Source organism: Paenibacillus alkaliterrae (assembly GCF_021532375.1).
GTDB classification, from domain to species: Bacteria; Bacillota; Bacilli; order Paenibacillales; family Paenibacillaceae; genus Pristimantibacillus; species Pristimantibacillus alkaliterrae.
This window is the reverse complement of record NZ_JAKGAP010000077.1, coordinates 1-23,730: the sequence shown is the minus strand read 5'-3', so window position 1 is coordinate 23,730 and position 23,730 is coordinate 1. Positions and strand designations below refer to the sequence as shown.

General features: G+C 44.9%; 16 protein-coding genes and 1 pseudogene. 11 read left to right on the top strand and 6 right to left on the bottom strand.

Going from position 1 to position 23,730, the window contains the following annotated elements:
* The first annotated feature begins 764 nt into the window (after positions 1–764).
* On the top strand, positions 765–1,058 hold the full coding sequence (locus L1N85_RS28060) for a phosphatidylglycerol lysyltransferase domain-containing protein (RefSeq protein WP_407946550.1): 294 nt from the start codon (positions 765–767) through the stop codon (positions 1,056–1,058).
* Here L1N85_RS28060 and L1N85_RS22970 read toward each other — a convergent pair.
* Both L1N85_RS22970 and L1N85_RS28055 read right to left on the bottom strand, forming a co-directional pair.
* The gene (locus L1N85_RS22970; RefSeq protein WP_328285269.1) at positions 998–1,393 is read right to left on the bottom strand and encodes a transposase; all 396 of its coding nucleotides are present in this window, start codon (positions 1,391–1,393) and stop codon (positions 998–1,000) included. The two genes, L1N85_RS28060 and L1N85_RS22970, sit on opposite strands and share 61 nt — an antisense overlap.
* Positions 1,321–1,572: pseudogene (locus L1N85_RS28055) on the bottom strand (DUF4372 domain-containing protein); the annotation flags it as partial. The pseudogene L1N85_RS28055 and the gene L1N85_RS22970, both read right to left, overlap by 73 nt.
* 88 nt (positions 1,573–1,660) lie before the next feature.
* Here L1N85_RS28055 and L1N85_RS22965 point away from each other — a divergent pair.
* Positions 1,661–2,146, top strand: coding sequence for an ATP-binding cassette domain-containing protein (locus tag L1N85_RS22965; RefSeq protein ID WP_235241381.1), 486 nt, complete (start codon positions 1,661–1,663; stop codon positions 2,144–2,146).
* Between the two features lie 52 nt (positions 2,147–2,198).
* Positions 2,199–2,897, top strand: coding sequence for a 4'-phosphopantetheinyl transferase family protein (locus tag L1N85_RS22960; RefSeq protein ID WP_235241380.1), 699 nt, complete (start codon positions 2,199–2,201; stop codon positions 2,895–2,897).
* A 101-nt stretch (positions 2,898–2,998) separates the two neighbouring features.
* On the opposite strand, the gene L1N85_RS22955 is transcribed toward L1N85_RS22960, so the two are convergent.
* Positions 2,999–5,149 carry an alpha-amylase family glycosyl hydrolase gene (locus L1N85_RS22955; RefSeq protein WP_407946549.1) on the bottom strand — a complete coding sequence of 717 codons (2,151 nt, stop codon included), beginning with the start codon at positions 5,147–5,149 and terminating at the stop codon, positions 2,999–3,001.
* Positions 5,150–5,549: 400 nt separating this feature from the next.
* On the opposite strand from L1N85_RS22955, the gene L1N85_RS22950 reads away from it, so the two are divergent.
* From L1N85_RS22950 to L1N85_RS22920, 7 genes are read left to right on the top strand one after another with little or no spacing between them, the layout of a single operon-like run.
* A complete protein-coding gene (locus tag L1N85_RS22950; RefSeq protein WP_235241379.1) occupies positions 5,550–7,340 on the top strand; it encodes an alpha-glycosidase in 1,791 nt (596 codons plus the stop codon).
* 4 nt (positions 7,341–7,344) lie between these two features.
* Positions 7,345–8,385, top strand: coding sequence for a zinc-dependent alcohol dehydrogenase (locus L1N85_RS22945; protein WP_235241378.1), 1,041 nt, complete (start codon positions 7,345–7,347; stop codon positions 8,383–8,385).
* A 34-nt stretch (positions 8,386–8,419) separates the two neighbouring features.
* The gene (locus tag L1N85_RS22940) at positions 8,420–9,610 is read left to right on the top strand and encodes a sugar ABC transporter substrate-binding protein (RefSeq protein ID WP_235241377.1); all 1,191 of its coding nucleotides are present in this window, start codon (positions 8,420–8,422) and stop codon (positions 9,608–9,610) included.
* Positions 9,576–10,256 carry a dihydrofolate reductase family protein gene (locus tag L1N85_RS22935; protein WP_235241376.1) on the top strand — a complete coding sequence of 227 codons (681 nt, stop codon included), beginning with the start codon at positions 9,576–9,578 and terminating at the stop codon, positions 10,254–10,256. Before L1N85_RS22940 ends, L1N85_RS22935 begins: the two co-directional genes overlap by 35 nt.
* A 31-nt stretch (positions 10,257–10,287) precedes the next feature.
* Entirely contained in the window at positions 10,288–11,658 is a 1,371-nt protein-coding gene (locus tag L1N85_RS22930) for an MATE family efflux transporter (protein ID WP_235241375.1), read from the top strand.
* A 36-nt stretch (positions 11,659–11,694) separates the two neighbouring features.
* Positions 11,695–16,668 carry a non-ribosomal peptide synthetase gene (locus L1N85_RS27735; protein WP_235241374.1) on the top strand — a complete coding sequence of 1,658 codons (4,974 nt, stop codon included), beginning with the start codon at positions 11,695–11,697 and terminating at the stop codon, positions 16,666–16,668.
* A complete protein-coding gene (locus L1N85_RS22920; RefSeq protein WP_235241373.1) occupies positions 16,649–18,628 on the top strand; it encodes an alpha-amylase family glycosyl hydrolase in 1,980 nt (659 codons plus the stop codon). The genes L1N85_RS27735 and L1N85_RS22920 overlap by 20 nt, the downstream gene beginning before the upstream one ends.
* 101 nt (positions 18,629–18,729) lie before the next feature.
* On the opposite strand, the gene L1N85_RS22915 is transcribed toward L1N85_RS22920, so the two are convergent.
* Entirely contained in the window at positions 18,730–20,490 is a 1,761-nt protein-coding gene (locus L1N85_RS22915; protein WP_235241372.1) for an alpha-glycosidase, read from the bottom strand.
* A gap of 643 nt (positions 20,491–21,133) precedes the next feature.
* On the opposite strand from L1N85_RS22915, the gene L1N85_RS22910 reads away from it, so the two are divergent.
* The gene (locus L1N85_RS22910) at positions 21,134–21,475 is read left to right on the top strand and encodes a hypothetical protein (protein WP_235241371.1); all 342 of its coding nucleotides are present in this window, start codon (positions 21,134–21,136) and stop codon (positions 21,473–21,475) included.
* A gap of 123 nt (positions 21,476–21,598) precedes the next feature.
* Here L1N85_RS22910 and L1N85_RS22905 read toward each other — a convergent pair whose 3' ends face one another.
* Entirely contained in the window at positions 21,599–23,272 is a 1,674-nt protein-coding gene (locus L1N85_RS22905; RefSeq protein WP_235241370.1) for a glycoside hydrolase family 13 protein, read from the bottom strand.
* 38 nt (positions 23,273–23,310) lie between these two features.
* A partial coding sequence (locus tag L1N85_RS22900) for a carbohydrate ABC transporter permease (RefSeq protein ID WP_235241369.1) occupies positions 23,311–23,730 on the bottom strand: 420 nt, incomplete at its 5' end.

Genomic DNA, 23,730 nt, shown 5'->3' with positions numbered 1-23,730 from the left:
CCTCCGTTAAATAAAGACTTTATCTAGAAATAAAACGCCTATCTCACAAAATGCACGCAACAAGATGCATCCGAAGAAATCGGTTTTCATCATCTTGATACTGCTGTGAGATAGGCGGCTTTGCCCAAGGGACACATCATCGTGTCATAGTAAAAAAGGTCCTTGCACACACAAATGAATAGCATAAGAAACGATCAGATTCTGCAGGGCTCTAGTGCCCTAAGGTCTGAATGACATCTTTGTCATTCAACACAGTATACGTTAGGTTATGTAACATAAAATTTGAATATGACGCGTTTAACTGTTACTTTAGATCTAATTCTATTCGAATTTTCAGAAAAGTCAAGGATTATATTTAGTTTTCCGAACAAGTTATGTAAGTTTTAATTACATATGATACATTTATCATCACACATCTAACGTAAATATGTGATATGTATGTCACTTCTATGTGATAGAGGGATAGATTCGTCTTTCATCTCGCAGGAGCGACGCTATTTTGTCAACATGCTTAATAGGACCTGAAAAAAACTATACAATTATTAGTTCAACTTATATAGTAAGAAAGCGCCGATAAATATTTTAATAATCATAATTCGATACTAATGACAGCTTAGCTATTACATGACTGGAGGATTTTCTCGTGATTGATAGCATTTCTGAAAAACGTCTTTTTCATCTGCTTAAAACATGCGGTCACAATTCACACACTCATTTATATTATCTCGGGGATAAAGAATGTTCTGGGATACTGAGCATGAGGTATTAATCGTGTATCGTTCGGTCGGAAAGAACCGCCTTATTCAGATTCATTCCTGAATCGTCTTCAAGCCATATCGGATGAGTGGCTCAGTAATCGGATGGAGAAAAGCTTCTCAGTGGGGTCTTTTGCACCGGAATATGTGAGCCGTTTTCCTATTGCAGTGCTGGTTGGCTCAGATGGAAATGAAGAGGCGTTCGTTTCGATCGCAGGTGATCATCACCCATTCATCACAACTCAGGAGTCGAAGCGGTTGGTTACCAGAAAGAGCAGGTTCCCTTGCGAGTCTTCGGTCTGAACCATTCGCAGGGCATGCTTCATCTTCTTCTGCTGGGAGCCGATTCGGACGAGGCAATCGGCCGATAACAAGCTGCCTGCGGGCACTTCCATCTCCTCCAGAGGCTCGATGTGCGTATTGCTCTTCAGGCGGGTTACGAAGAAAATCTCGTCCCGGCAGTAGCGGTCAAATACGGCGTAGTCGATGTAGCCACGATTAAAAATGTAGGTTACACCAGGCTCATGGACAAGTTCCTCCATTTGCGTGCGATCATTTTTCTTCGCTACGGTAACCGTGGCTTTCTCCGGAATGACCTCGTCCGCGTCCAGATAAGCCAGTCGCATGTGGATTTTGATGCCCGCCTTCGTCTTGCGGAACTCGGCCCATTAATGTAACGCAAGCCTTCGCGGTTTTGCAGTTGTGCAAGCAGAAACAGCTTGAGATAGGCGGTAGTCGTCAGCTTTTTCGTGTATTTATCCTGCTGGGCGTCCGCCACGGCGGTTGTGAACGTTTTTGTACAAATCGGTGCAAGCCATTTAGCAAATGAAGAAAATAGCGTATGATTATCTACAGAATCTTATGAAGATTCTGAGAACAAATGCAACGCTAGTGATGATGACTACATGAAGGTATTAGCGGTCGTGTTTCAGGACTTTAAGCTTTTTGCCTTTACGCTGAAGGAGAATATCGCCTTTGAGAACGCCGAACAGGTGTCTGATGAGGTATTATTAGAGGTGTTAAGAAAGTCAGGACTATCAAGTAAAGTGGATGAATTGGCACAAGGCATGAATACGGCGATTTACAAAATTTTTGATGAGAATGGAACTGAGTTTTCTGGTGGTCAAAGCCAAAAACTGGCGATTGCGAGAGCCATGTGCCGGGAATCTAATCTCGTCATATTAGATGAGCCTACGTCCGCACTTGACCCTTACGCCGAGCATGACATTTATTTGAAGTTCAATGAAATGATTGACGGGAAAACGGCAGTATACATTTCACACAGGCTATCATCATGTAAGTTTTACGACAAAATTGCTGTTTTTGATCACGGGAAAATTGTTGAATACGGCTCTCATCGAGAGCTATTGACGATGAAGTGCGGAAAATAACGCGAAATGTGGGAAGCACAGGCACAGTACTACGTGTAATAAAGGAGTAAACATGTTAGAGGTATACGCACTGCAAGTTCCTGACCAAATAGATCCTGAGCTGTTTGCAAAGCTATTGAATGCTGTTTCGGAGGACAAAAAGCTGCGGATTAGTCGGTTTAAGCAGAAAGCTGATGCATATAGAGCGTTGTTGGCTGATCTATTAATTCGTTCAATCATTATGGAGAAGTACCGTGTGGAGAATCAAGAGATAACCTTTGTATACAATCCGTATGGCAAGCCAACCTTGGCTTTGGATCAGAGCTTTTCTTTCAATCTTTCTCATTCAGGAACGTGGGTTGCTGCCATTGTAGGGAACGGAGGGCTAGTCGGAATAGATATTGAAGAAGTTCGCCCAATTGAGAACGACGTAGCCAAACGATTTTTTGCCCCAGAAGAATACGCTGATTTAGTTGCAAAAGGAGAAGAGGGAGGGCTGTCATACTTTTACGACCTTTGGACATTAAAGGAAAGCTTCATAAAGGCAGTTGGCAAAGGTCTGTCAATCCCTTTTGATTCGTTTGTGATTCGGTGGGATGAATTAGCAGGACGTTATGCGGTTAATCAAAATGTTGAAGACCAAGCTTTTAGCTTTCAGCAATATCAAATTGATCCCCATTTCAAGCTGTCTGTTTGCGCTGATCGAGATGACTTTCCAGATTCGGTAAGCATATATGAATGGTCGGAGCTTTATAAAAAGATGGTTCTCTGAGCCTAATCATTAAAAAAATAATCCCGCAAGGAACATCATCTCGAATAGATGAGTCCTGCGGGATTTTTGTTGCGGCTCTAGTTGATTAGGATGTTAAGCTATTACCATCCAATTGTAACTGTAGCAACTCCGCTTGCTGGAGTAACGAATGTCTTATTCGCTCCGCCTTGGAAAGTGACTGTCGAACCGTTTTTCTTGAAGTACTTGAATTCTAAAGTCGTATTTGCTGGTACACTCACATCAAAGTACCAAGTTGGGTAAGAATAGATGACTTGATTGTACATAGGGCCAATCGCTTTATTCGTATCCCATCCGCCAAGTTCTGCTACATTTCCAGCAAGATAAATGGCTTCGCCAGGGACAGTTGTAGCGTTGTTTACTACGAAACGAACGGTTACCTGAGTGCCTGTAAGCACGTTGTAGCTAGCAACAGCATTGCTGTCTACAGACGCTGCTGTACGAATCATCACATTGTATTTGCCCGCTGCTACGCTTGGAACGATAACTTTAATTTGTGTATCTTCCCATGAAGTGATATTAGCGCCAGTTACAGCAGTTGTTCCGAAGAATACTGTTCCTTTTGTTGCGCCAAAGCCTGTTCCGTCGATTGTCACAGTGTTTCCTGCTTTGCCCATTTCTGGACCGAAGTTTCCGATTTGAGCAGCAGATGCTGCTGTGTATTGCCATACACCAACTGCGCCTGCAGCAAGTGAGAAGGTATTAACTGCACCACCGCTTGCAGCTGTTATGCTGTTGCCGTTCAGCGTTCCGCCAAGAACATCGGCATACGTACCTGCTGCCAAAGAAGTAAGCAATCCGTTGATGGAAGCACTTGAGCCGCCACGGTTAATAGCAACCACAGCAACATTGTTGCCGAATTTGCGCTCATAAACATATACATCGTTGCTGATCCAGCGCTGCTGCGTCGAACCATAAGCCATTGCTGGGTTCGATTTGCGAAGCGGCGCTAGCTTCTTAATGACATTGTATGCCGTTGTTGTTTTGCTGAAGGAATTCATCATGCCGCGATTGTTAGGATCGCCATTGCCTGTCAAATATTGTTCTGTACCGTAGTAGATACCAGGAACGCCGCGTGAAGTTAGAGTGAATGCAAGCGCTTGTTCCAGCTTGCGGCCGGATGCACCTGTTACTTGGAAGCGGTCTAAATCATGATTGTCGATAAAAGTAACTTGATCGGCTACTTGCGTATAAGCAGACGCAGTGCCAGAGATCATAGTGTCCAAATTATACATATTTGCTGTATTGTCGCGGAACACTTGACGTACCTTCTGACCGAACTCAAAGTCCAGCAAGCTCATGCCAGAATTATTAGCGAAGCTGTAATTCTCTTGGCTAATTTCGTTAGTTCCAAGGAACCATTCCCCGAAAGTAAATACAGGCTTGTAATTATGAATATAAGACATCCAGCTCTTCTGCCAGCCGAAAGGCATATGTTTTACTGCATCAACACGAATGCCGTCAATGCCCATATCCAGCCAAAGCTTAATGGAATCTTTAAAGTAAGTATCGATTGTGTTGCTGTTATGGCTAATATCGGCAAGATCGTACAAATTGCGGTAAATGCCATCTTCTGTGGACGAGAAGTTTGTTCCTAAATTGTGATGGAAGATGCCGTTAGTATCGCCTGTGTAGCCTGCAACTAATGTTCCATTATTGTAAAGCCTGCCGTTATCGGCAAACGATGGATCATCTTCTGATGCAGGCGAGGTATGATTTGGTGCAAAATCGATGACGATTTTGATGTTTTTGGCATGCGCTGCATTGATCAGATTTTGAAAATCCGTCATGCTGCCAAAAGCAGGATTCGTCTTTTTAAAATCGCGTGCCCAATATCCATGATATGGAGTATTGTGAACACCAGAGTTTGTGATAACAGAAAAAATATTTTCAACCGGCTGTGAAATCCAAAGTGCTGTAATACCCATATCGGTAAAATAGTTGTCGTTAATTTTGTTTACGATACCAGCCCAGTCTCCGCCGCAATAGACGCGCAAGTTGGTACATCCTGCAGAGAAAGCGTTTCCTGTCGGATTGTTAGCTGCGTTGCCGTCAGAGAAACGGTCGGTTACGATCTGATAAATGACATCCGTAGAGAAGTTTTGTTTGTTTTGAACAGATGTAGCTGGTGCTGACTCAACAATAGATTTACTGCCGATAGGCGTAAGCAGGGCAAGTGATAGCAATAGAGCAAATAGTAAATAAATGACGGGTCTCGAAATTTTTTGAGCCACTAAGAACACACCTTTCTTTTTTGTATTCGCTTACAATTTTGATGGATGTTGCTTGGAGCCGTTATTATTCCCCCCCTTATTTGATTTTGTTCCCAAAACAAAAACAACCCCGGAGCGTTCTCTTAAAAAAAGAGATCCGGGGTTGTTCTTAAACCGCATAACGGTTCAAAAAGGCATAGCCCTTATTTTTGGAAAATTTCGTGGTTATGCCTAATATTTTATGAGTGAAATGCGTTGATTGTCAATAGCCCGTGTGGATTTTTTTTTAGTAATAACATATTGAATTTACAATTTTTTGATGCTATACTCAATCTCAAATGCAGGCAATGCTACTGAAAAGTACAACCTCGGCTAAGTCGAGGTTGTGCTTTTTTTTTGTTTCAAGAAAGAGGTGAACGGATTGAACGTAGAGGCGCTGTACCATAGACACAAGCAAAATTGGGCGTTTATTTATGAACAAAATGTCGTTTATTTAAGGCTGCGGACGATGAAAAATGATGTCGAAAGTGTTCAGGTCTGTTATGGGGACAAGTATAACTGGTACAAGACAGAACAAAAGGCTGATATGTACAAGCTGCTGTCTGATGCACTTTATGATTATTGGGAAGTACAAGTACAGCCAATATTCGGCAGGCTTAGCTACCGGTTTCTGCTGCATGCAGGAGATCAATCGCTGTATTATGCGGAGCGTTGGTGCAAGGAATATGCGGCAGAATATGATTTTGGTAATTTTGAATACCCCTATGCACATGAGAGGGACAGGATCACTCCACCGGATTGGGTGAAGGATGCTGTATTGTATCAAATTTTCCCTGATCGATTTGCTAATGGTGATCATGCTAACGATCCAGTGCAGACCGAGCAATGGGAAGCGACATCTACGAAACTTAATTTTTTCGGCGGTGATTTGCAAGGTGTTCTTGATCGGTTAGATTACTTGACGAAGCTTGGCATTACATGTATTTACTTTACTCCATTGTTCCAGGCGGAGACGAATCATAAGTATGATACAGCAGATTATTATAACGTAGATCGTCAGTTTGGCGATAATGAATTGTTAAAAAAGCTGGTGGATGAGTGCCATCAACGAGGCATTCGAGTGCTGCTTGATATTGTGTTCAATCACAGTGGACATACGTTTCCGCCATTTGTCGATGTGATGAAAAATAATCGACTATCGCCTTATGCGGACTGGTTTATATGGAGGGATGAATGGAATAAGCAGAGCGACACACCAGCGTATGAAACGTTCGGTTACGAAGCTAACTTACCAAAGTTCAACACGTCAAATTCAGAATTAATTGAATATTTAGTTAATATAGCAGTGTTTTGGCTAAAAACATGTGATATTGACGGATTCAGGCTCGATGTTGCGAACGAAATTGATCATCGGTTTTGGAGAACGTTTCGAGATTCGGTAAAAGCGATTAAGCCGGATGTGTATTTGGTTGGTGAAATGATGCATGATGCGATGGCTTGGTTGCAAGGGGACCAGCTGGATGCGGTGATGGATTACCCTGTTCGTTATAGCGCTATTCAGTTTTTTGCTGCTCGTCGAATCGATGGCAAGGAATTTGCTGATACCGTAAGCGCCCAAATGGTTGCTTATCCGCTGCAAGTAGTGGAGGCGTCCTTCCAGTTGCTAGGGAGTCATGATACAGCGCGAATGCTGACTCTGTGTCAAGGCAATACGGAACAGCTAAAGCAGGCCGTATTGTTTCAATTCACGTATTACGGTGCGCCGTGTATTTATTATGGTGATGAGATTGGGATGAGCGGGGGAGATGACCCAGATAATCGGCGCTGCATGATTTGGGATGAGGATCGTCAAGACAGCCAATTATTTGAGTTCTATCAACAAATGATCGTTATGCGCAAGCAATATTCAGCACTTCGTTATGGTGGATATCGGTTTTTGCATGCGGAAGCGGGAGATCACAAAATCGCTTATGAGCGATGGGATGACAGCGAGCATTTTATCGTAGCGATGAATGTATCCGAGCAAGCCGCAGCATTGTCCGTTTCGGTAAAGGATACGAATGCTGATGAGCATTGGGTGGATGTGTGGTCAGGCGAGGTGCTGATTGCGAAAGCGAGGATGCTTGCGATGGAACTGCCTGCATTTGGTTATCGGCTGCTCCGACGTCACACGACCCATAACGCTGTGCACAACACTGGAAAAGGAGCGTAATCGAATGGAAGCAATTGTGTGGTCACGCAGTAATAGGCTGGAGCTTATCACCGCTCTGGAGCCTCAGATCGGATCACCTTGGCAAGTAAAGGTTGAAATTGCGATGACTGGAATATGTGGAACAGATCTCGCTGTGGCTGCAGGCAAGGAGAGGGGAGATTATGACGTCATTAGAGGGCATGAAGCGGCTGGTGTTGTCGTTGAAGTCGGGAGTGAGGTTACTAGCGTACGCGTAGGCGACCGGGTAGTCATTGACCCGAACAAAAGCTGCGGACAATGCCGATTTTGCAGAAGGGACAAACCACATTTATGCTCTGGGGTAAATGGAGATGGAATGGCTATATCCGGCATCACAGAGTCAGGAACGTTTGCGCGTTTTTTCGTAACTGATGAGCAGTTTGTACATCTTATACCGGATCATATGACCTGGGAACAAGCGGTATTCATTGAGCCTTTGGCATGTGTTCTGCACAATTACAATGAGGCGCAAGTGCGTAATGACGATGCTGTACTCGTGCTTGGCTCTGGTCCAATGGGACTGCTATGTCAAATTGTAGGCAAAAGAAGGGCTGGCTTCGTAGCAGCTACGGAGGTGAATCCCCACCGTCTTCAGCAAGCAGCTTCTGTCGCTGACGTTACGATTCACCCGGAGCTGTTGAATGAAGCGATTGTCAGCAAATGGTTAGGTGAGCGTAAATTCGACGTTGTTATTGATGCTGTCGGCAATCAATTTCATACCGCAGAACGTTTTGTTGACAGGGGTGGCCGAATTGTTCCGTTTGGCATTCACGCAGGCTTCCAGCATACGTTCAAACCGACGAGCTATTTGCAGCAAGGGATTAAGGTGATTGGAGCAGGTGAATATCTGAATACGTTTCAAGACGCGCTAAAGCTTGCTTCGGAATTGAATGAGCTAGACGGCATGGTTACGAAGAGGTACCGACTTGATGAGCATGAAATAGCAATTGCGGAGCTGCTGAACGTAAACAAAGCACAAGAGAGCGGGCAAGTGAAGGAAACGATGAAAACCGTATTTATTCCTTGAGATACAAATGGATTAAAGATAAGGGGATGATGAATTGACGGAGCTTGTTATTTGGCATGAATTTGATGGGCAAGGAGATACGTCTATTGAAGTGCTTGAGCAGCTATGTGAAAATTTCGAGGAGCAGCATGGCGTACACATTAGGCTGGAGTCGATGAGCATTACGGAGCTGGGGGAGCGAATAAAGCATATTCATCGGACAGGAGAAGGGCCTCATATGGCAATCGTCCCTTCAGACATGGCGTCATACAAGGAAAGTGCTTTGTTGTCTGCGGTTCCGCTTGCTTGGTATGAGGGGATTATTGGTGAGCATGTTTTGCAATCGATGCTGGTGGACGGCTATCAAGCAGGATTGCCTATTCTGACAGGCAACCATCTAGCTTTGTATTATAATCGCGGGTTGTATACGAATCCGCCACTGGATTGGCAGGAGTGGAGCGAGCGTTCTGCGGAGCTGAATGACAAAGGAATTACACCTGTTGGAATAGATATCAAGCAGTCGTACAGCTTCATCCCGTTGCTGACAGCGTTTGGCGGCTGGCCGATGCATAACAATAAACCGAGTCTAGGTACCCCTGAGATGGAGGCGGCTATCGCCTACGTTCAAAGTCAACGAGAAAAAGGCGTATTAAAGAGCTTTGACGGTGCGACCGAGCTGCTGGAGCAGTTTTTAGCTGGACAAATCAGTGCAATTATTACGGGCGAGTGGATTTACAACTACTTGCAGCGCGAGATGGGCGATGAGCTGGGAGTTGCACATTTGCCTGCGATTGCTGGCAAAGCTTCCTTTTCGATGTCCTCTTCAATTGGACTTATTTTCCCCAACGATTCCATTAACTCCAGTCTTGGCGACGATATTCGCAAGTTTGCTGCGTTCCTGCTGGAGGATGAGAGCCAGCTTGCTTGGGCAGAGCGGGCACAGCGAATTCCTGTACGGACGGGAGCGATGGAGAAGCTGCAAGCGACCGCAGACCCGAACAGACAAAACTTAATTGTGATGGCGAACGCGAGTAGACCGATTCCGGTCAGCCCGTTCATGATTGCAGCTTGGGTAGGTATGGAGGCAGGTCTAGCGGAGCTAGAGCAGGGGAATGCTGAGGGCGCTTGTCGCAAGATGGTGGATGTGTCGGAGGAAGTTGTGGCGCAGATCGAGCAGTTTTTGCATGAAAAAAATGGGGAGGATGAAACGAATGAAAGTAACAGTGTTCAGCCAAGTGTCCATTGATGGCAAATTAACGTTCGGAAGTGGGTATTCAAGCAAGGAATTGTTTCAATTGTTTACGCAGGAGGATATGGAGTTCATTCATCGCTTTCGTGGGCAAGTGGACGGGATAATGGTCGGCAAAAATACGATTTGCACAGACAATCCCTTTCTAACGAATCGTTTTGAAACGGGAAAAAATCCGGTTCGTCTCGTGCCGACAAGAACGATGGATTTGCCGCTCGACAGCAATATTTTTATGGACGATGAACGTACCATTATGATAACGACAGAGCAAGGAGCAGACGAAGAAAAGAAGGAATGGATTCGGAGCCGGGGCAAAGAGGTGATCGTATGCGGTCAAGAGCTTGTCGATTTCGGTAAATTATTCCCTTTACTAGAAAAGAATTATGGATTCCGTCATTTGATGGTAGAAGGGGGAGGCATGCTGAACTGGCATGTGTTTGATCTTGATTTAGTTGATGAAATTATTTTGATGCAGCTTCCAATCATTATCGGCGGTGCCTCGAACATTTCGCTCGTAGACGGCCAAGGCTACAATGATTTGTCGTATACGAAAAAATTTGAAGTAGCAGATATTCAAATAAAAAGAAATTATACGTTAATGCGTTATGTAAGATCAGAAGCAGCGAATGAATTGATAAGCTGATAAGTTAACTTGTTAGGAAAGAGGCACAGACATGGGTAAAGCCGAAAATAATAGTTTTTATAAAACACTTCTCCAGCTAGCTGTTCCGATTACGCTTCAAAGCTTAGTGATGTCATTGCTGTTTATGACGGATCAGGTGATGGTCGGACAGCTTGGCGATACCGCTATTGCAACGGTAGGTATTGCGAGCAAAATTAACAGCGTTGTATCGGTTGTATTAGCTGGCCTTGCTGGTGCGCTTTCGATTTATGTGGCGCAATATTGGGGCAGTAAGGATCGGAAAAGCATCTCGCAGTTGCTTGGCCTTGGATTAGCTGTTGGTCTCGCATTATCGCTAGTGTTCGCGGCAATAATCATTGCCAAACCAGACTTGTTATTGTCCTTGTTTACGAAGGATAGCAGCATTCTTAGCGATGGGCGCATTTATTTACAAATTATTGCAATTAGCTTCGTTCCAGCCATGCTGACGATGTTGTACTCTGCAATGCTGCGGAGTACAGGGCATGTGAAGTTTCCTATGTATATTAGTTTATTTACGGTCATTTTGAATATTGTGTTGAATTATTTGCTCATCTTTGGTCATTTGGGCTTACCGAAATTAGGGCTGGCAGGGTCGGCTTATGCCACCTTAATCTCACGTGTAGTTGAAAGCATGCTTATTATTGGGTCCGTCTACAAATATCGTCTGCCTGGCGGCACGTCACTTAAAGATCTGTTTAGCATTTCAAGGCCGCTCGCAAACAAGTTTCTCATTACGATGTATCCGCTTGTACTGACTGAATTGGTATGGGTTTTAAGTGAGGCGGTTTATGCGATTATTTATAGCCGCATGGGCACGGTTGAAATGACAGCGATGACGATTACGTTCCCGTTACAAGGATTAATGATTGGTTTATTGACCGGTATTAGCGGGGCTGCTGCTGTTATGGTTGGCAATAAGCTCGGAGCTGGTGAACCTGTAATTGCGCAACAATATGCTAAGCGGCTTATTCGGTTTGGTATTGCTGCCGCATTTGTATTAGGTGTGGTGATTGCTCTAATTGCGCCGCTTTACACGAAATTGTTCCAGGTATCCGCAGAAGCAGATCAGCTTTCCGTTTATATTTTGTGGGTGTTCGCAGCATTTATTTGGGTGAAGGTTGCCAATATGATTATGGCTGGAGGCGTGTTGCAAAGTGGAGGCGACAGCAAATTCGTCTTTGCAATGGAATCGACCGCTACGTGGCTGGTCGGCGTACCGCTTGGCTTACTGCTGTCCGTTGTATGGAAGCAGCCGATTTTCTGGGTATATTTTTTCCTCTCATTAGAAGAATTAGTTCGGTTCGTCATTGGCTGGCAGCGGCTCCGCTCAGGTAAGTGGGTACGGAATTTAACGACTAGTGAGGAAAGCATATCTGCATAGATGTCGCTAACATGATGCGCAAAGGAGGGATTAAATGTGGAATCTGTGTTAAATGAGGTGCAGCTAGTTCCTTTAACACATCCTCAGAAGCGGATTAGTTACGTGGAGCAACGGTATGAAGCAAGCCCTATTCATGTCGTTGGCTGTTTAAGCCGGATCGAGGGCGAAGTGGATTTTAAGTTGCTGGAGCATGCGATTCGTTTGGTTCTCCATCAGCATGAAGCGTTTCGGCTTCGATTCGTACAGGAGGACGGCGAGCTGAAGCAATTCGTACAGAGTGGACTTGCAGAAGACGTTACAGCATTTATGGATTTCTCGGTAGAAGATGATCCCGAGCAAGCCATGCAGCAATGGTTAAACCGTGAGGAGAATACGCCTATTCCCCTCATGGACGGCTGCTTATTTCGGATTACGATGTTCCGTATTAGTGAGCAACATTGCGGTTTCTTGACGTTGTTTCATCATATGATCGGGGATGGCTGGTCTCTGCAATTATTTATTGATGGTATTGGCAAGAGGTATGAGCAGCTATTGCTGCAGGATGAGAATGTTCTTGATGAAGAGGCTATCGGATATTTGAGCTGGCGACATCAGGAGCAAACGTATTTGGCTTCCAGCCGCGCCAAGCGTGATCAATTATTTTGGCAAGAAAGTCTTCAGCATTTGCCAGAGCCGATGTTCCCAGAGGACAGCAGCAGCTACATTGCAGGCGCGAGGCAATCATTCCGATTAGGGGAAGAAGATACGGGGGCGCTCAGAAAGCTGGCGCAGAAGCTTGGCTGTACGGAAAATACGATGCTGACGGGGCTTGTCCTGCTTTATTTGCAACGAACGCTTATGCGGGATGATCTCGTCATCGGGACGCCAGTATTTAATCGCATAAGGAAATTGGAGAAGAAAATATTTGGGGTATTCACCAGTACGATGCCATTGCGAGTACAGATGGATGCAACTGAGCAGGTATCTCAGTTTTTTGAGAGACTTAATCGTATCATTCGGCGGAGTCACTCTCATCAGAAGTATCCTTATGATCTGCTTGTTCAGCAGCTTGAGCTGCGCAGGATTGGTCTGGAGCAAGTATTTCAAGTTTCCGTTAACGTGTTTAATACAACTTTGTTGACAGAGCTGGATGGCATGGCTGTAAAACATCGCGAAGTATATAGCGGTAATCAGGGCAATGCGCTGCAATTTGTCATCAATGATTGGAATGGCGAGAATGACTATACCATCGATATCCAATATAAGACTAGTCTGTTTACAGATGAGTCAATTGGGAAAACGATTGCTGTGCTGCGTCTTCTATTTGGGCAATTACTTAATAACTCTGAGCAACGAATAAGTTCCTTATCTGTTGTTCTTGAGGATGAAAGGCGGCAGCAGCTCTATGCATTCAATGAGACAAAGCTTGAGCTGCCGCGTTACCAGTCAATTGTGGAATGGTTGAAGGAAGGGGCTGCGCAAAGGCCAGACGCCATTGCTCTTGCAATTAAGGATCAAGAGATGACGAACTCGGAGCTGAATAAAAGAGCGGATCAAATCGCTTGGCAATTGCGTGAGTCTGGTGTAGGTCCTAATCGTATCGTTGCTATAATGGCGAATCGTTCAATAGAGATGATCGTCGCTATTTATGGCGTCTTAATATCGGGCGGCGCTTATTTGCCGATTGATCCTGCATATCCACGTGATCGAATTGCTTATTTGCTGGAGGATAGCGGCGCACAGACGATGCTTGTTCAGCGAGGGCTTCGCCAGCAAAAGGCAATGGCAGAGCTAGGGATGAAATGTCTAGAGGTATCTATTGATGAGCCGTTAGATAAATCGATAGACGGCGGTGATCGCTATAATGACCAGTTGTCATTTGTTAATACACCAGACCATTTGGCCTATATGATCTATACGTCAGGATCTACCGGAAAGCCAAAAGGCGTAATGATTCAGCATCATTCCCTCATTAATTTCATAGCGGCGATGAAGGAACAGTTGCCGTTTGAAGAAGGGGCAATCATGCTGTGCGTGACGACGATATCGTTTGATATTTTTGTATTGGAAACGTTAGCCCCCCTTGTTTTTGGCATGAAAATTGTAATTGCAGACGAGGCTGAGCAAGTGGATGGCGCTTTGCTTAATAAGCTAATCGTTAACGAGCGGATACAATGGCTGCAAACGACCCCATCCCGAATGCTGTTATTGCTTGCGGATGAGGGAGCGGCAGAGGCACTTGGCCGTTTGAACTATATTTTGCTCGGCGGAGAACCATTTCCGGCTGTGCTGCGTGAGCAGCTTACGCAGATTACAAATGCAAGATTATTTAATATGTACGGACCAACAGAAACGACCGTTTGGTCTACGATGCAGGAGCTAACAAGCGAAGAAGCTATTACGATTGGGCGACCGATCGCCAATACCTCCGTTTATATTTTAGGTGAACATCAGGAGCTGCTGCCGATCGGCATGGCTGGTGAGCTCTGTATTTCGGGTTATGGCTTAGCAAGGGGATATTGGAATCGGCCGGAGCTGACGTATGAGAAGTTTGTGCCGCATCCGTTCGAGTCTAGGCAAAAGCTGTACCGTACAGGCGATATGGCGAAATGGCTGCCAAACGGGCAATTGCAGCATTTGGGCCGGATGGATCAGCAGGTCAAAATTCGTGGATATCGGATTGAGCTTGGTGAGATTGAAAGCTGTCTGATGATGCTTGAAGCGGTTCATATGGCCGCTGTCGTTGTATGGATCAGCCCAAGTGGCATTCAAGAGTTGATTGCTTATGTGAAGGTGAATCGGCCGCTTGAGTCTTCTGAGCTAAGAAGTCAATTGGCGGTACATTTGCCGGGATATATGCTTCCTTCCCGATATATTCAATTGGAGCAATTGCCGCTTACTCCAAATGGCAAAGTGGATCGTAAAGCGTTGCCAGACCCGCAAACGACAGAAGTATCGCAAGCTCAAGCAGCTTTAATGGCTGAATCGCAAACATCAAAAACCCAAGTAGTGAAGTTAGAAGAGGCAATGTCCGTAGAAGCTGCTAAGCGTTTAACAACGTCGCATGCGACTGTATCGCTGCCGGAAGCTGGCGAAACGGAAGATGGAGCAGCAGCTGTTGAACATTCGCTCGAGCGAACGATTGTGAATTGCTGGCTGTCCATCTTGGCTGGACATGATATTAGTCATTCCGACAGCTTCTTTGAAGTAGGCGGGCATTCACTTCATGTATTAAAAGTTATTTCTGTTATGAAGGATCGCGGAATTCCGGTACAAGCATCGGATATGTATGCCGAGCCAACCGCGAGCGGACTTGCGGAACGGCTGCGAAAGCGGCATGGAGCTTTTGTATTCGAGCCATGGCAAGACACTTCGGTGAACAAAGAGGTAGTTTCCACCATTACCATTAATGGCGCGATAACAACGAATCGTGACGCCTATCGCTGGGAGCAGGTTAACTGCTTTACGAAACCGATGGCGATATTGTTTGAGTCGTTTCAACGCGGATATTTTGAGCTGTTCCTGTTCCGCTACAATTTTTATATGACCTTTTTTGCAGATAAGTGGAAAGAAAGTCCGTTTGAACGTGAGGCGGAGCCGAATGCGGATTTTGTGGATTTATATGAGAAAAAGCTGAAAGAAGCTTTTCAATTGGATATAAGTAAAGTCACCTTCAACGATGCTAATGAGCTAAGAGCATTATTGCAGGAAGGGCTGAGGAACGGGCAGCGGATGTTAGTTCCCGGGGATTTGTATGGGCTCTATTATTCCAATCATTATTTAGGCGAGCCGCATACGCATTATTTTGTTATAAAAGGCTACGACGCGAAGCGTGACCTTGTTTATGTGATGGACAATATGCATATTGAAGGAGGGGCGCTGCCGGTTTATAAGGACTTCGTCATTCAGACGGAGCAATTAGTCAGCATGAGCCGCTTTTATGCACAGCATTGGTGCCCAGAAGGTTCGATTCCGTATTTGTTATCGCTGGAAGAACGGGCTGACGTGCAAGAAGTAATGAATAAGCGCTCATTATTATGTGAGCATTTGGAGCTGCTGGAGCGTTGGACGCAGGACAGCTCACTTATCATTTATTTAGAAGAAGAGATGCTGAAGGAAATCGAGGTTCGCAGGGATACATCCAGACTTACAAAGCTTATACCATTGACTAACTATAAGTCAGTCTATTATGATCAATTATTTTCTTTCATGGAATCTTTGCAGGTGGAACAGTCGGGTATTGATGAATTGCGCTTGCTCAGCATTGCCATCGGCGAGGAATGGGAACAATTCCGACTGGCACTATTTGATCGGGTAGCTGATCGCAGGTATGAGGTGAAAGACCTTAAAATAGAAGCAACGCGGATAGCCCAGATGGAGACGATGTTTTTCCATACACTTCGACAATTGCTGGCAGGAGCTAATTTGCATGAACGGTCGTTAAACGAGGAAGCTTCTGCGGGAATCGGTAATTTTGCGGAATTCAATTTGAATGCACAAAACGGAGTAAGGCAAGGGGACAGCCTCACCATGATTCATACGACAGCCCGAATCGACGATACGTGGATCGTGAAGGATGAAGCACCTCAGCTACTCGCAACACCGACGAAGGAGCAATTCCGCATGGAAGCAACTGTGGTAAATCGCAACAAATACGGCCCATGCTACCATAGCGGTCTAATCGTCAAGTTCAAGGATCATAGCAAAATTATGTTTGGCAATGCCCGGCGCAAGCTGCTAGGTGTATTTTACCCGGAGAGAACGGACAACTACGAGTTGTTTGCTAGACCGGATGTGCAAGAAAAACATCGATTGTGTATCGAAGCAAGTGGTGACGAGCTGTATTTCCGTGTCAAGCATGAATGTGAAGCGGACTGGGAGCTAGTTTGTTCATTTAAAATAAGCGAGCCGGTCATCAGTGTTGGTTTATTTTCGAAAACATGGGAGCCAACAGATCATCAAACAGAGTTTACCGAAATTATCTTTTACGATGGGGAAGGTGAAGGTGGAAATGAACACGAAACTCCATAATCATCCATCCGAGCAACAAGCAATGGTTCTAGAGGACCTGTCCCCGCTGGCTCGTATTTCTTCATTTATACGCTCACGCATTAGTGATAACACAACGCTAGTATGGCTGCCAGCTGTCTGGAACACTTGTGGCTATGCGGATATTTTGGAGGTGAAGCAAGGTGAAATATTGGTTGCAGCATATCCGTTTCTGGATGCTCATTTGGAGCAGCTGGGCAGAGACGCACATCGTTACCACTTGGAGGAAGCAACCAATCTGGATGAAAGTGTAATCTACTCCTCACTTGTTCGTTATTCTACTGCTTGGGACACTGATCATGACGGAAACATTGAGTCTGGAACTTTTCTAAAAATGATTCTGCTGCTTCCGCTGCTCAAGCAAATGGGCGTCAACATTTTGTACATGCTCCCGGTGACACGGTACAGCACAATTAACTTAAAAGGTGATATCGGATCACCGTACGCCGTACAATCGATGTTCGAACTCGATCCAAATCTTCATGATCCATTGTTGGATGATATGACTTCAATAACGCTTAATGATGAAATGTCTGCGCTTGTAGCAGCATGCCATCTCCTTGATATTAAAGTGACGGTGGACTTTATTCCTAGAGTCACTGCAAGAAACAGTGATTTGATTCGTAACCATCCTGAGTGGGTGTATTGGATTCACAACGAAGCTTTGGAGGGCTTCGCGCCGCCGCCAATTCCTGAGCTTGATTTCTTCGAGGAATGCAAACCGGACAAGCTTGAGACGGTGTATCGAAGTGGAGAAACGGCAGCTTTTTTAGCGAAATTTTCGTTGCCGCCTAATGATCTGAATGAGGAGCTTTGGTTGCAGTTGAAGCATCGTTCCCAAGAGACAGGCGAGGAGTTGCTTCATTTAATTGAAGAGGAGATGGGGATTACGACGGCCCCTGCTCATTCGGACTGGATCAATGATGTTCAGCCAATATGGACGGACATTACGTTCCTGCGCTTGTATGCGGATAACAATCCGCTTGTGGAGCATTTAATTAAACCGGATCAAGCACCTTATGTATTATTTGATACGATCAAATGCAACTATTACCCGGCAAAGAAGCCGAACCGTGAATTATGGGATTTGCTCATTGAAGGGCTGCGCTTCAATTTAAACACGTACGGCATTGACGGCTTCCGCATCGATATTGGGCATGTGCTGCCGGTTCCGCTGCTTGATGAGATGTTTGATGTGGTAAAATCAATCAAGCCGGAAGCGCTGCTCATTAGCGAGGATCTATTTAATCGCAATCACCAGAAAGCGGCTGCAGTGGGTTATAACATTATGCTCGGCAGTGGCTGGAACATTATGACTGACATTACCAAAGACAACTTAACCGAATACTTGCGGGAGCTTCCGCAGCTTGCCATTCATGTATTTGCCTGCGCAGAGACGGCGGACACCCCGCGTATTACGAGCAGGGGAGGCGTAGCGCTGGCACGAATGATCGCTGTGTTAAATGGGTTTTTGCCGAATGCTATTCCATATATTACGACTGGATTTGAAATGAACGAAGAGCTGCCGCTGAATTGCGGATTAGGCGATAATACAGATGGAGCTGACATTCCGCGGGCGTTCTTCAACCGGATGCAAATTGATTGGTCAAAGTCGGAATCGATGATTCCGTTGTTATCTGAGCTTCATGAATTCAAAAGCCTTAAGCGAAATCTGATGGATGCAGAAAAGTTTTTTGTCGCCGAATCTCCAGAACATGTTGTTATGTATGGATATATGGACGAAGAGGAACGACTGATTTGCTGCTTTAATCTGAGTGGAGATCAGGCTGTGGAGCTGTCATTGGCGCCTTTCCGGAATGTTGATGCGGCTTGGAAGGTGGGAATTGATAGCCATTTCAGGCAGGAACAGCTATCATCTGCCGCTCTATCAGCGAATAAGGTGAAGCTTCAGCCGTATCAGGCGATTATTTTTACTTGTTGAGTAGGATAGTAGGTTAGTTTTCGTGTTGAGAAAAAAAGGTCGAGCCAGGGTTATCACCCTGATCTCGACCTTTTTTTGTTCATTTTAAGACGATCCCATCATTACACGCCAGCTTTAACTTTAACCTTAGCTTTAAGAATCGAGTATCCGAAAGCTGGCAAGCTTAATTGCTTGGTACCGGATTTGATAGACTCACCGGAAAGCGCATCGATCCATTCATATTCGTTGCTCTCACTAAGTGAGTAAGCTGCTACAGCATCCGAATTATTGATCGCGATAAGGAAGCGTTCATCGGCATTCTCTCTTTCGTAGGTAAGCAATTGCTTGTTGCTTTGAGCCAAGAATCGGATGCTTCCTGTACGAAGCGCTTCTTGCTTCAGACGAAGATGGATAATGTTTTGGAAGAAAGTAAGCAAGTTCTGATCTTGCTTGTTGACATCCCACTCCATACATTTGCGGTTATGAGGATCATGATCGCCGTCCATACCGATCTCGTCACCGTAGTAGATACAAGGAGCGCCAACAAACGTTAATTCAAACAAATACGCAAGCTTAAGCCGATCTTTATTGCCTTGGCACAACGTCAACAGCCTAGTCGTGTCATGGCTGCCGAGTAAATTGAAGGAGGTTTCATTGACTTGGCGCGGGTAGCTGGCAATCTGCCGCTGAATGGCATCAGCAAAGCCATTTGCATCAATCCGAGAATAAGCAAAGAAATTTAAAAGTGCGTTTGTGAAAGGATAGTTCATAACGGCATCAAACTGATCGCCTTGCAGCCACGCCATGGAATCATGCATAATTTCGCCCAAAATATAAGCCTCAGGATTGATCTCCTTAACAGCTTTGCGGAACTCACGCCAGAAATGATGATCGACTTCATTAGCAACGTCAAGCCGCCAGCCGTCAATTCCAATTTCTTCGATCCAGTACCGAGCAATACTAAGCAAATAATCCCGTACTTCTGGGTTCTCAGTATTCAGCTTCGGCATAATCGGTTCAAAGCCAAACGTATCGTAGGTCGGGATGCCGTCCTTCACATCCAGCGGCCATTCGCGAATGAAGAACCAATCGGCATATTTTGATTTAGGTCCATTTTTGACAACATCAACAAACGCAGGGAACGTATTGCCGCAATGATTGAATACCGCATCGAGCACGACGCGAATGCCTCTTTGGTGACAGGCTTCAACCAGCTCTTTGAGCTTCTCATTTGTACCGAAATGTGCATCAACCTTGAAATAGTCCTGCGTGTCGTATTTATGATTCGTAGTGGCTTGGAATAATGGGTTGAAATAGATGGCATTAACGCCAAGCTTGGATAAGTAATCCAAATGATCAAGTACGCCTTGCAAATCGCCGCCAAAATAGTTAGTAGGAGTTGGTGTTCCGCCCCAAGGCAACACACCCTCTGGGTCATTGCTTTTGTCCCCATTAGCGAAGCGCTCAGGAAAGATTTGATAAAATACCGCATCTTTAACCCATGCTGGAGGAGAAATAATATCGATAGGATTCAAGAAAGGGAAATCGAACAATCCTTCATAAATAACATCAGGGGCCTCATCAAAAAATCCTTTTTCGAGCATATACACGACTTGCTCTTGGTTGCGAATTTCAAAATAATAGACGGTTCTGCGGTATCGCGGCTGAATAGCTGCTTCCCAGTAATCGAATAGTTCATCTGACGCAAATATCGCCATGGGAACGGAGGAATTCGTATGATCCCAGCCATACTTATCCCCACAATGTAGGACGACAGTATCAACATCATCCCTTTTTGTGCGCAGTCGAATATGAAGCGTTTTCTCATCGTAAGCATAGGACCAGTTTTGTTTCATTCTGTGATACATGACGTCTAATTGCATGGTTTGATCGCTCCTTTAAAATAGATAAAAGGCATGAAAAAAAGGGCCCAACCTCATTCTTGAACGAGGTTGAACCCTAGGTTTCATTGCCTTTGAATTTAGTTAATTATAGCATATGCGATATCGCATATCAACAATAATTTACATTTCTACAAGGAAGGAACTGTGGCTTATACAGTGCGCCATCTACAGTGAACGGCAGAATAAATAATAAATGGATTTTTTGTAGAGGCGGCGTATGGGCAAAGTTGTTTCTGTATTAGATTTAGTTGCTGCGCATAATTACGCTGACGTTCATTTCACTTTATAATCCATAAGGTAAAAGAGAGCAGTAGGCATAGTTCGCTTCAAATGGGATAAAGCCATTAGCTTCATTAATAAGCATATCAAATGAGTACGTTATTAAACATAATGACAATGACCTCCTCGCAGAAATTTATGTTTTTAAGCCGGAGACCCATTAAAGGAGAGAGCTTACCTGAAAACTATCCATAAATCTAATCCATTTGAGGAGTCAACCTTTATAAATCCACCTGCTGCTTATCGAAGCGCGCCGTTCTGGTCGTGGAATGACGAGCTGGAGCCGGAGGAGCTGCGCCGCCAGATTAGCGAGATGAAGAAGGGCGGGCTGGGCGGCTTTTTCATGCATACGCGGCAGGGATTAAGCATGCCCTATATGGGGGAGCAGTTCATGGACGCTGTTGAAGTGGCAGCAGATGAAGCGCTAGCGCAAGGATTGGAAGCGTGGTGCTATGATGAGAACGGCTGGCCGAGTGGAACGGCAAACGGAGTTGTTCCCGCACTGGGAGTGTCTTATCAGCAAAAGTCGCTGGAAGGCATTCCTGTGTCGCGTGAAAATGCAGAGCTAAGCATGAAGGAGCTAAGGGAGCATCCTGATTTTCTGTTCCTCCCCGTGCCACCCAGGCAGGAATGGTATGAATGGGCGTCCATTAAGGAGCAAATCGGGAGTGAAGATGCGAGCTAAGCGTATCTCCTTTGTCAGCGACATATATCTTCAAATTCTCACCCCTTTTTGCTTGAATTTTTATATTTATAAGTATGCATCGCATGTTTATGCGTATTACTACCGTTGTTCCGTAACCGACCATTACTTGCATTGCAGCCGATAAACTCTGGCTTCGTATTGCCTTAACGGAATTTTTTGGATTTTCTCTTCTTGGTCAACCGGATAATTTGAAATTAACAGCTCTGAAGAAGCGTATTTAAAAGTTCCGGGCAAGTTAAAAACGGTTTCCTCCGGGAATAGATTTGCAATAATAAGCAGTTTTTCAAGTCCGTGAGTTCTGGTATAAGCATAGATCTTCTTATGATTCGGCAGAATGAGATCGTAGGTTCCGTATACAGCAATCAGATCCGTTTTCCGCAAGTGGATCAGTTTTTTGTAGTAATGATAAATAGAATCCGGATTTTGCAATGCCTCTTGGACGTTGATTTGTTTATAATTCGGATTTACCGCAAGCCAAGGGATCCCTGCTGTGAAGCCTGCTTCATCTCGATCGTTCCATTGCATAGGAGTTCGGGAATTATCCCGGCCGTTCTTCCAAATGACCTGCATAATGTCATCGTGGCTTTTTCCATTCTCAATTTCGATCCGATACATATTTTTCGCCAAGACATCGTTGTAATCGTCAATTGATTCAAACTTCACATTGGTCATCCCAATTTCTTGGCCTTGATAAATAAAAGGGGTTCCCTGCATAAGGAAATACATGGTGGCCAGCGCTTTTGCAGACTTGTCCCAGTAGGTTTGGTCATCTCCCCAGATAGAAACAGAACGAGGCAGGTCATGATTTTCCATGAACAACGCATTCCAGCCTTTCCCCTCCAGCCCCTTTTGCCACCGGGTAAGAGTTTTTTTGAAGGTATAGAGATCCAAGCCGCCGTCCACACTCTTCTCCCAAAGTCCATTGCATTCAAATTGAAAAATCATATTGAATTTTCCGTTTTGCTCGCCTACCCACAGCTCGGCATCTTCAATCGTTACCCCGCCTGCTTCTCCGACAGTCATAATATCATAATTATCCAAAGCTTCGCGCTTAAACTCTTCGAGAAATTCATGTATGCCCTCACGGTTTCGATGCCCCTCGAACGAAGGCACAAAGCTTAACTTGTCCGGATTGGGCAGGTCGGGAAAGCCTGGAACTTTCTTGATATGAGTAATGGCATCGATACGGAAACCGTCTATCCCTTTCTCGAACCACCAGCGGACCATTGCGTACAGCTCTTGACGGACCTCTGGATTTTCCCAATTCAAGTCAGGCTGCTTTTTGGAGAAAATATGCATAAAATACTGCTCGGTAAGCTCGTCGTATTCCCAAGCCGAACCGCCGAATATGCTTTCCCAGTTGTTGGGCTCGGCTCCGTCCTTCCCGTCACTCCAAATGTAGTAGTCCCTTTTCGGATTATGCTTGCTGGAACGGGATTCAATGAACCAAGGGTGTTCGTCTGAAGTATGGTTAATCACTAAATCTAAAATCAGCTTCATTCCCCGCTGATGCACCTCATGAAGAAGCTGGTCGAAATCGTTCATCGTACCGAACTCATCCATAATATCCTGATAATCCGATATATCATAGCCGTTATCGTCATTTGGGGATTTGTACATCGGACAGATCCAAATGACGTCAATTCCGAGATCCTTTAAATAGTCCAGCTTGGAAATGACCCCTTGCAAATCGCCAATTCCATCCCCATTGCTATCCATAAAACTGCGCGGATAAATTTGATAAGCTATTGCCTCTTTCCACCAATTGCTCCCCACTGTACTCGACTCCTCTGTATGGTTTCCTATCCCGTTTTTTATTTAATTGCTCCCTGACTGATCCCTTTGATAATAAACCTTTGACCAATCAAGTACGTAATTAGAATAGGCAAGATAGTCATCAGGATGGCTGGTATTAACAATTCCCAGTTATTCATGTAAGTTCCGTTGAACACTTTCATTTTGATCGGCATCGTATAATTTTTTTCATCATTTAAGATCAGCGATGGCAGCAAATAGTCATTCCATATCCACAGAACGTTCAAAATGGCGATGGTCATGGATGTCGGTGCGAGCATCGGCAGAACAATTTTAAAGAAGGTCTGTCTGCGGGTACATCCGTCTATTAAAGAGGCTTCCTCCATCTTTTGTGTGATTTTTGGGCTCCCGTAGAGCTTACGTGATTTCTCGTAGACTTCTTTGACCTGGGCTGTCCATTCTTTGTGTTGCACATCCTG

Bases quoted from the DNA above. Each gene is read 5' to 3' on its own strand.
- L1N85_RS22965 (WP_235241381.1), top strand. From the start codon at position 1,661: ATGAAGGTATTAGCGGTCGTGTTTCAGGACTTTAAGCTTTTTGCCTTT.
- L1N85_RS22960 (WP_235241380.1), top strand. From the start codon at position 2,199: ATGTTAGAGGTATACGCACTGCAAGTTCCTGACCAAATAGATCCTGAG.
- L1N85_RS22945 (WP_235241378.1), top strand. From the start codon at position 7,345: ATGGAAGCAATTGTGTGGTCACGCAGTAATAGGCTGGAGCTTATCACC.
- L1N85_RS22935 (WP_235241376.1), top strand. From the start codon at position 9,576: ATGAAAGTAACAGTGTTCAGCCAAGTGTCCATTGATGGCAAATTAACG.
- L1N85_RS22930 (WP_235241375.1), top strand. From the start codon at position 10,288: ATGGGTAAAGCCGAAAATAATAGTTTTTATAAAACACTTCTCCAGCTA.
- L1N85_RS22920 (WP_235241373.1), top strand. From the start codon at position 16,649: ATGAACACGAAACTCCATAATCATCCATCCGAGCAACAAGCAATGGTT.
- L1N85_RS22915 (WP_235241372.1), bottom strand. From the start codon at position 20,490: ATGCAATTAGACGTCATGTATCACAGAATGAAACAAAACTGGTCCTAT.
- L1N85_RS22910 (WP_235241371.1), top strand. From the start codon at position 21,134: ATGCATACGCGGCAGGGATTAAGCATGCCCTATATGGGGGAGCAGTTC.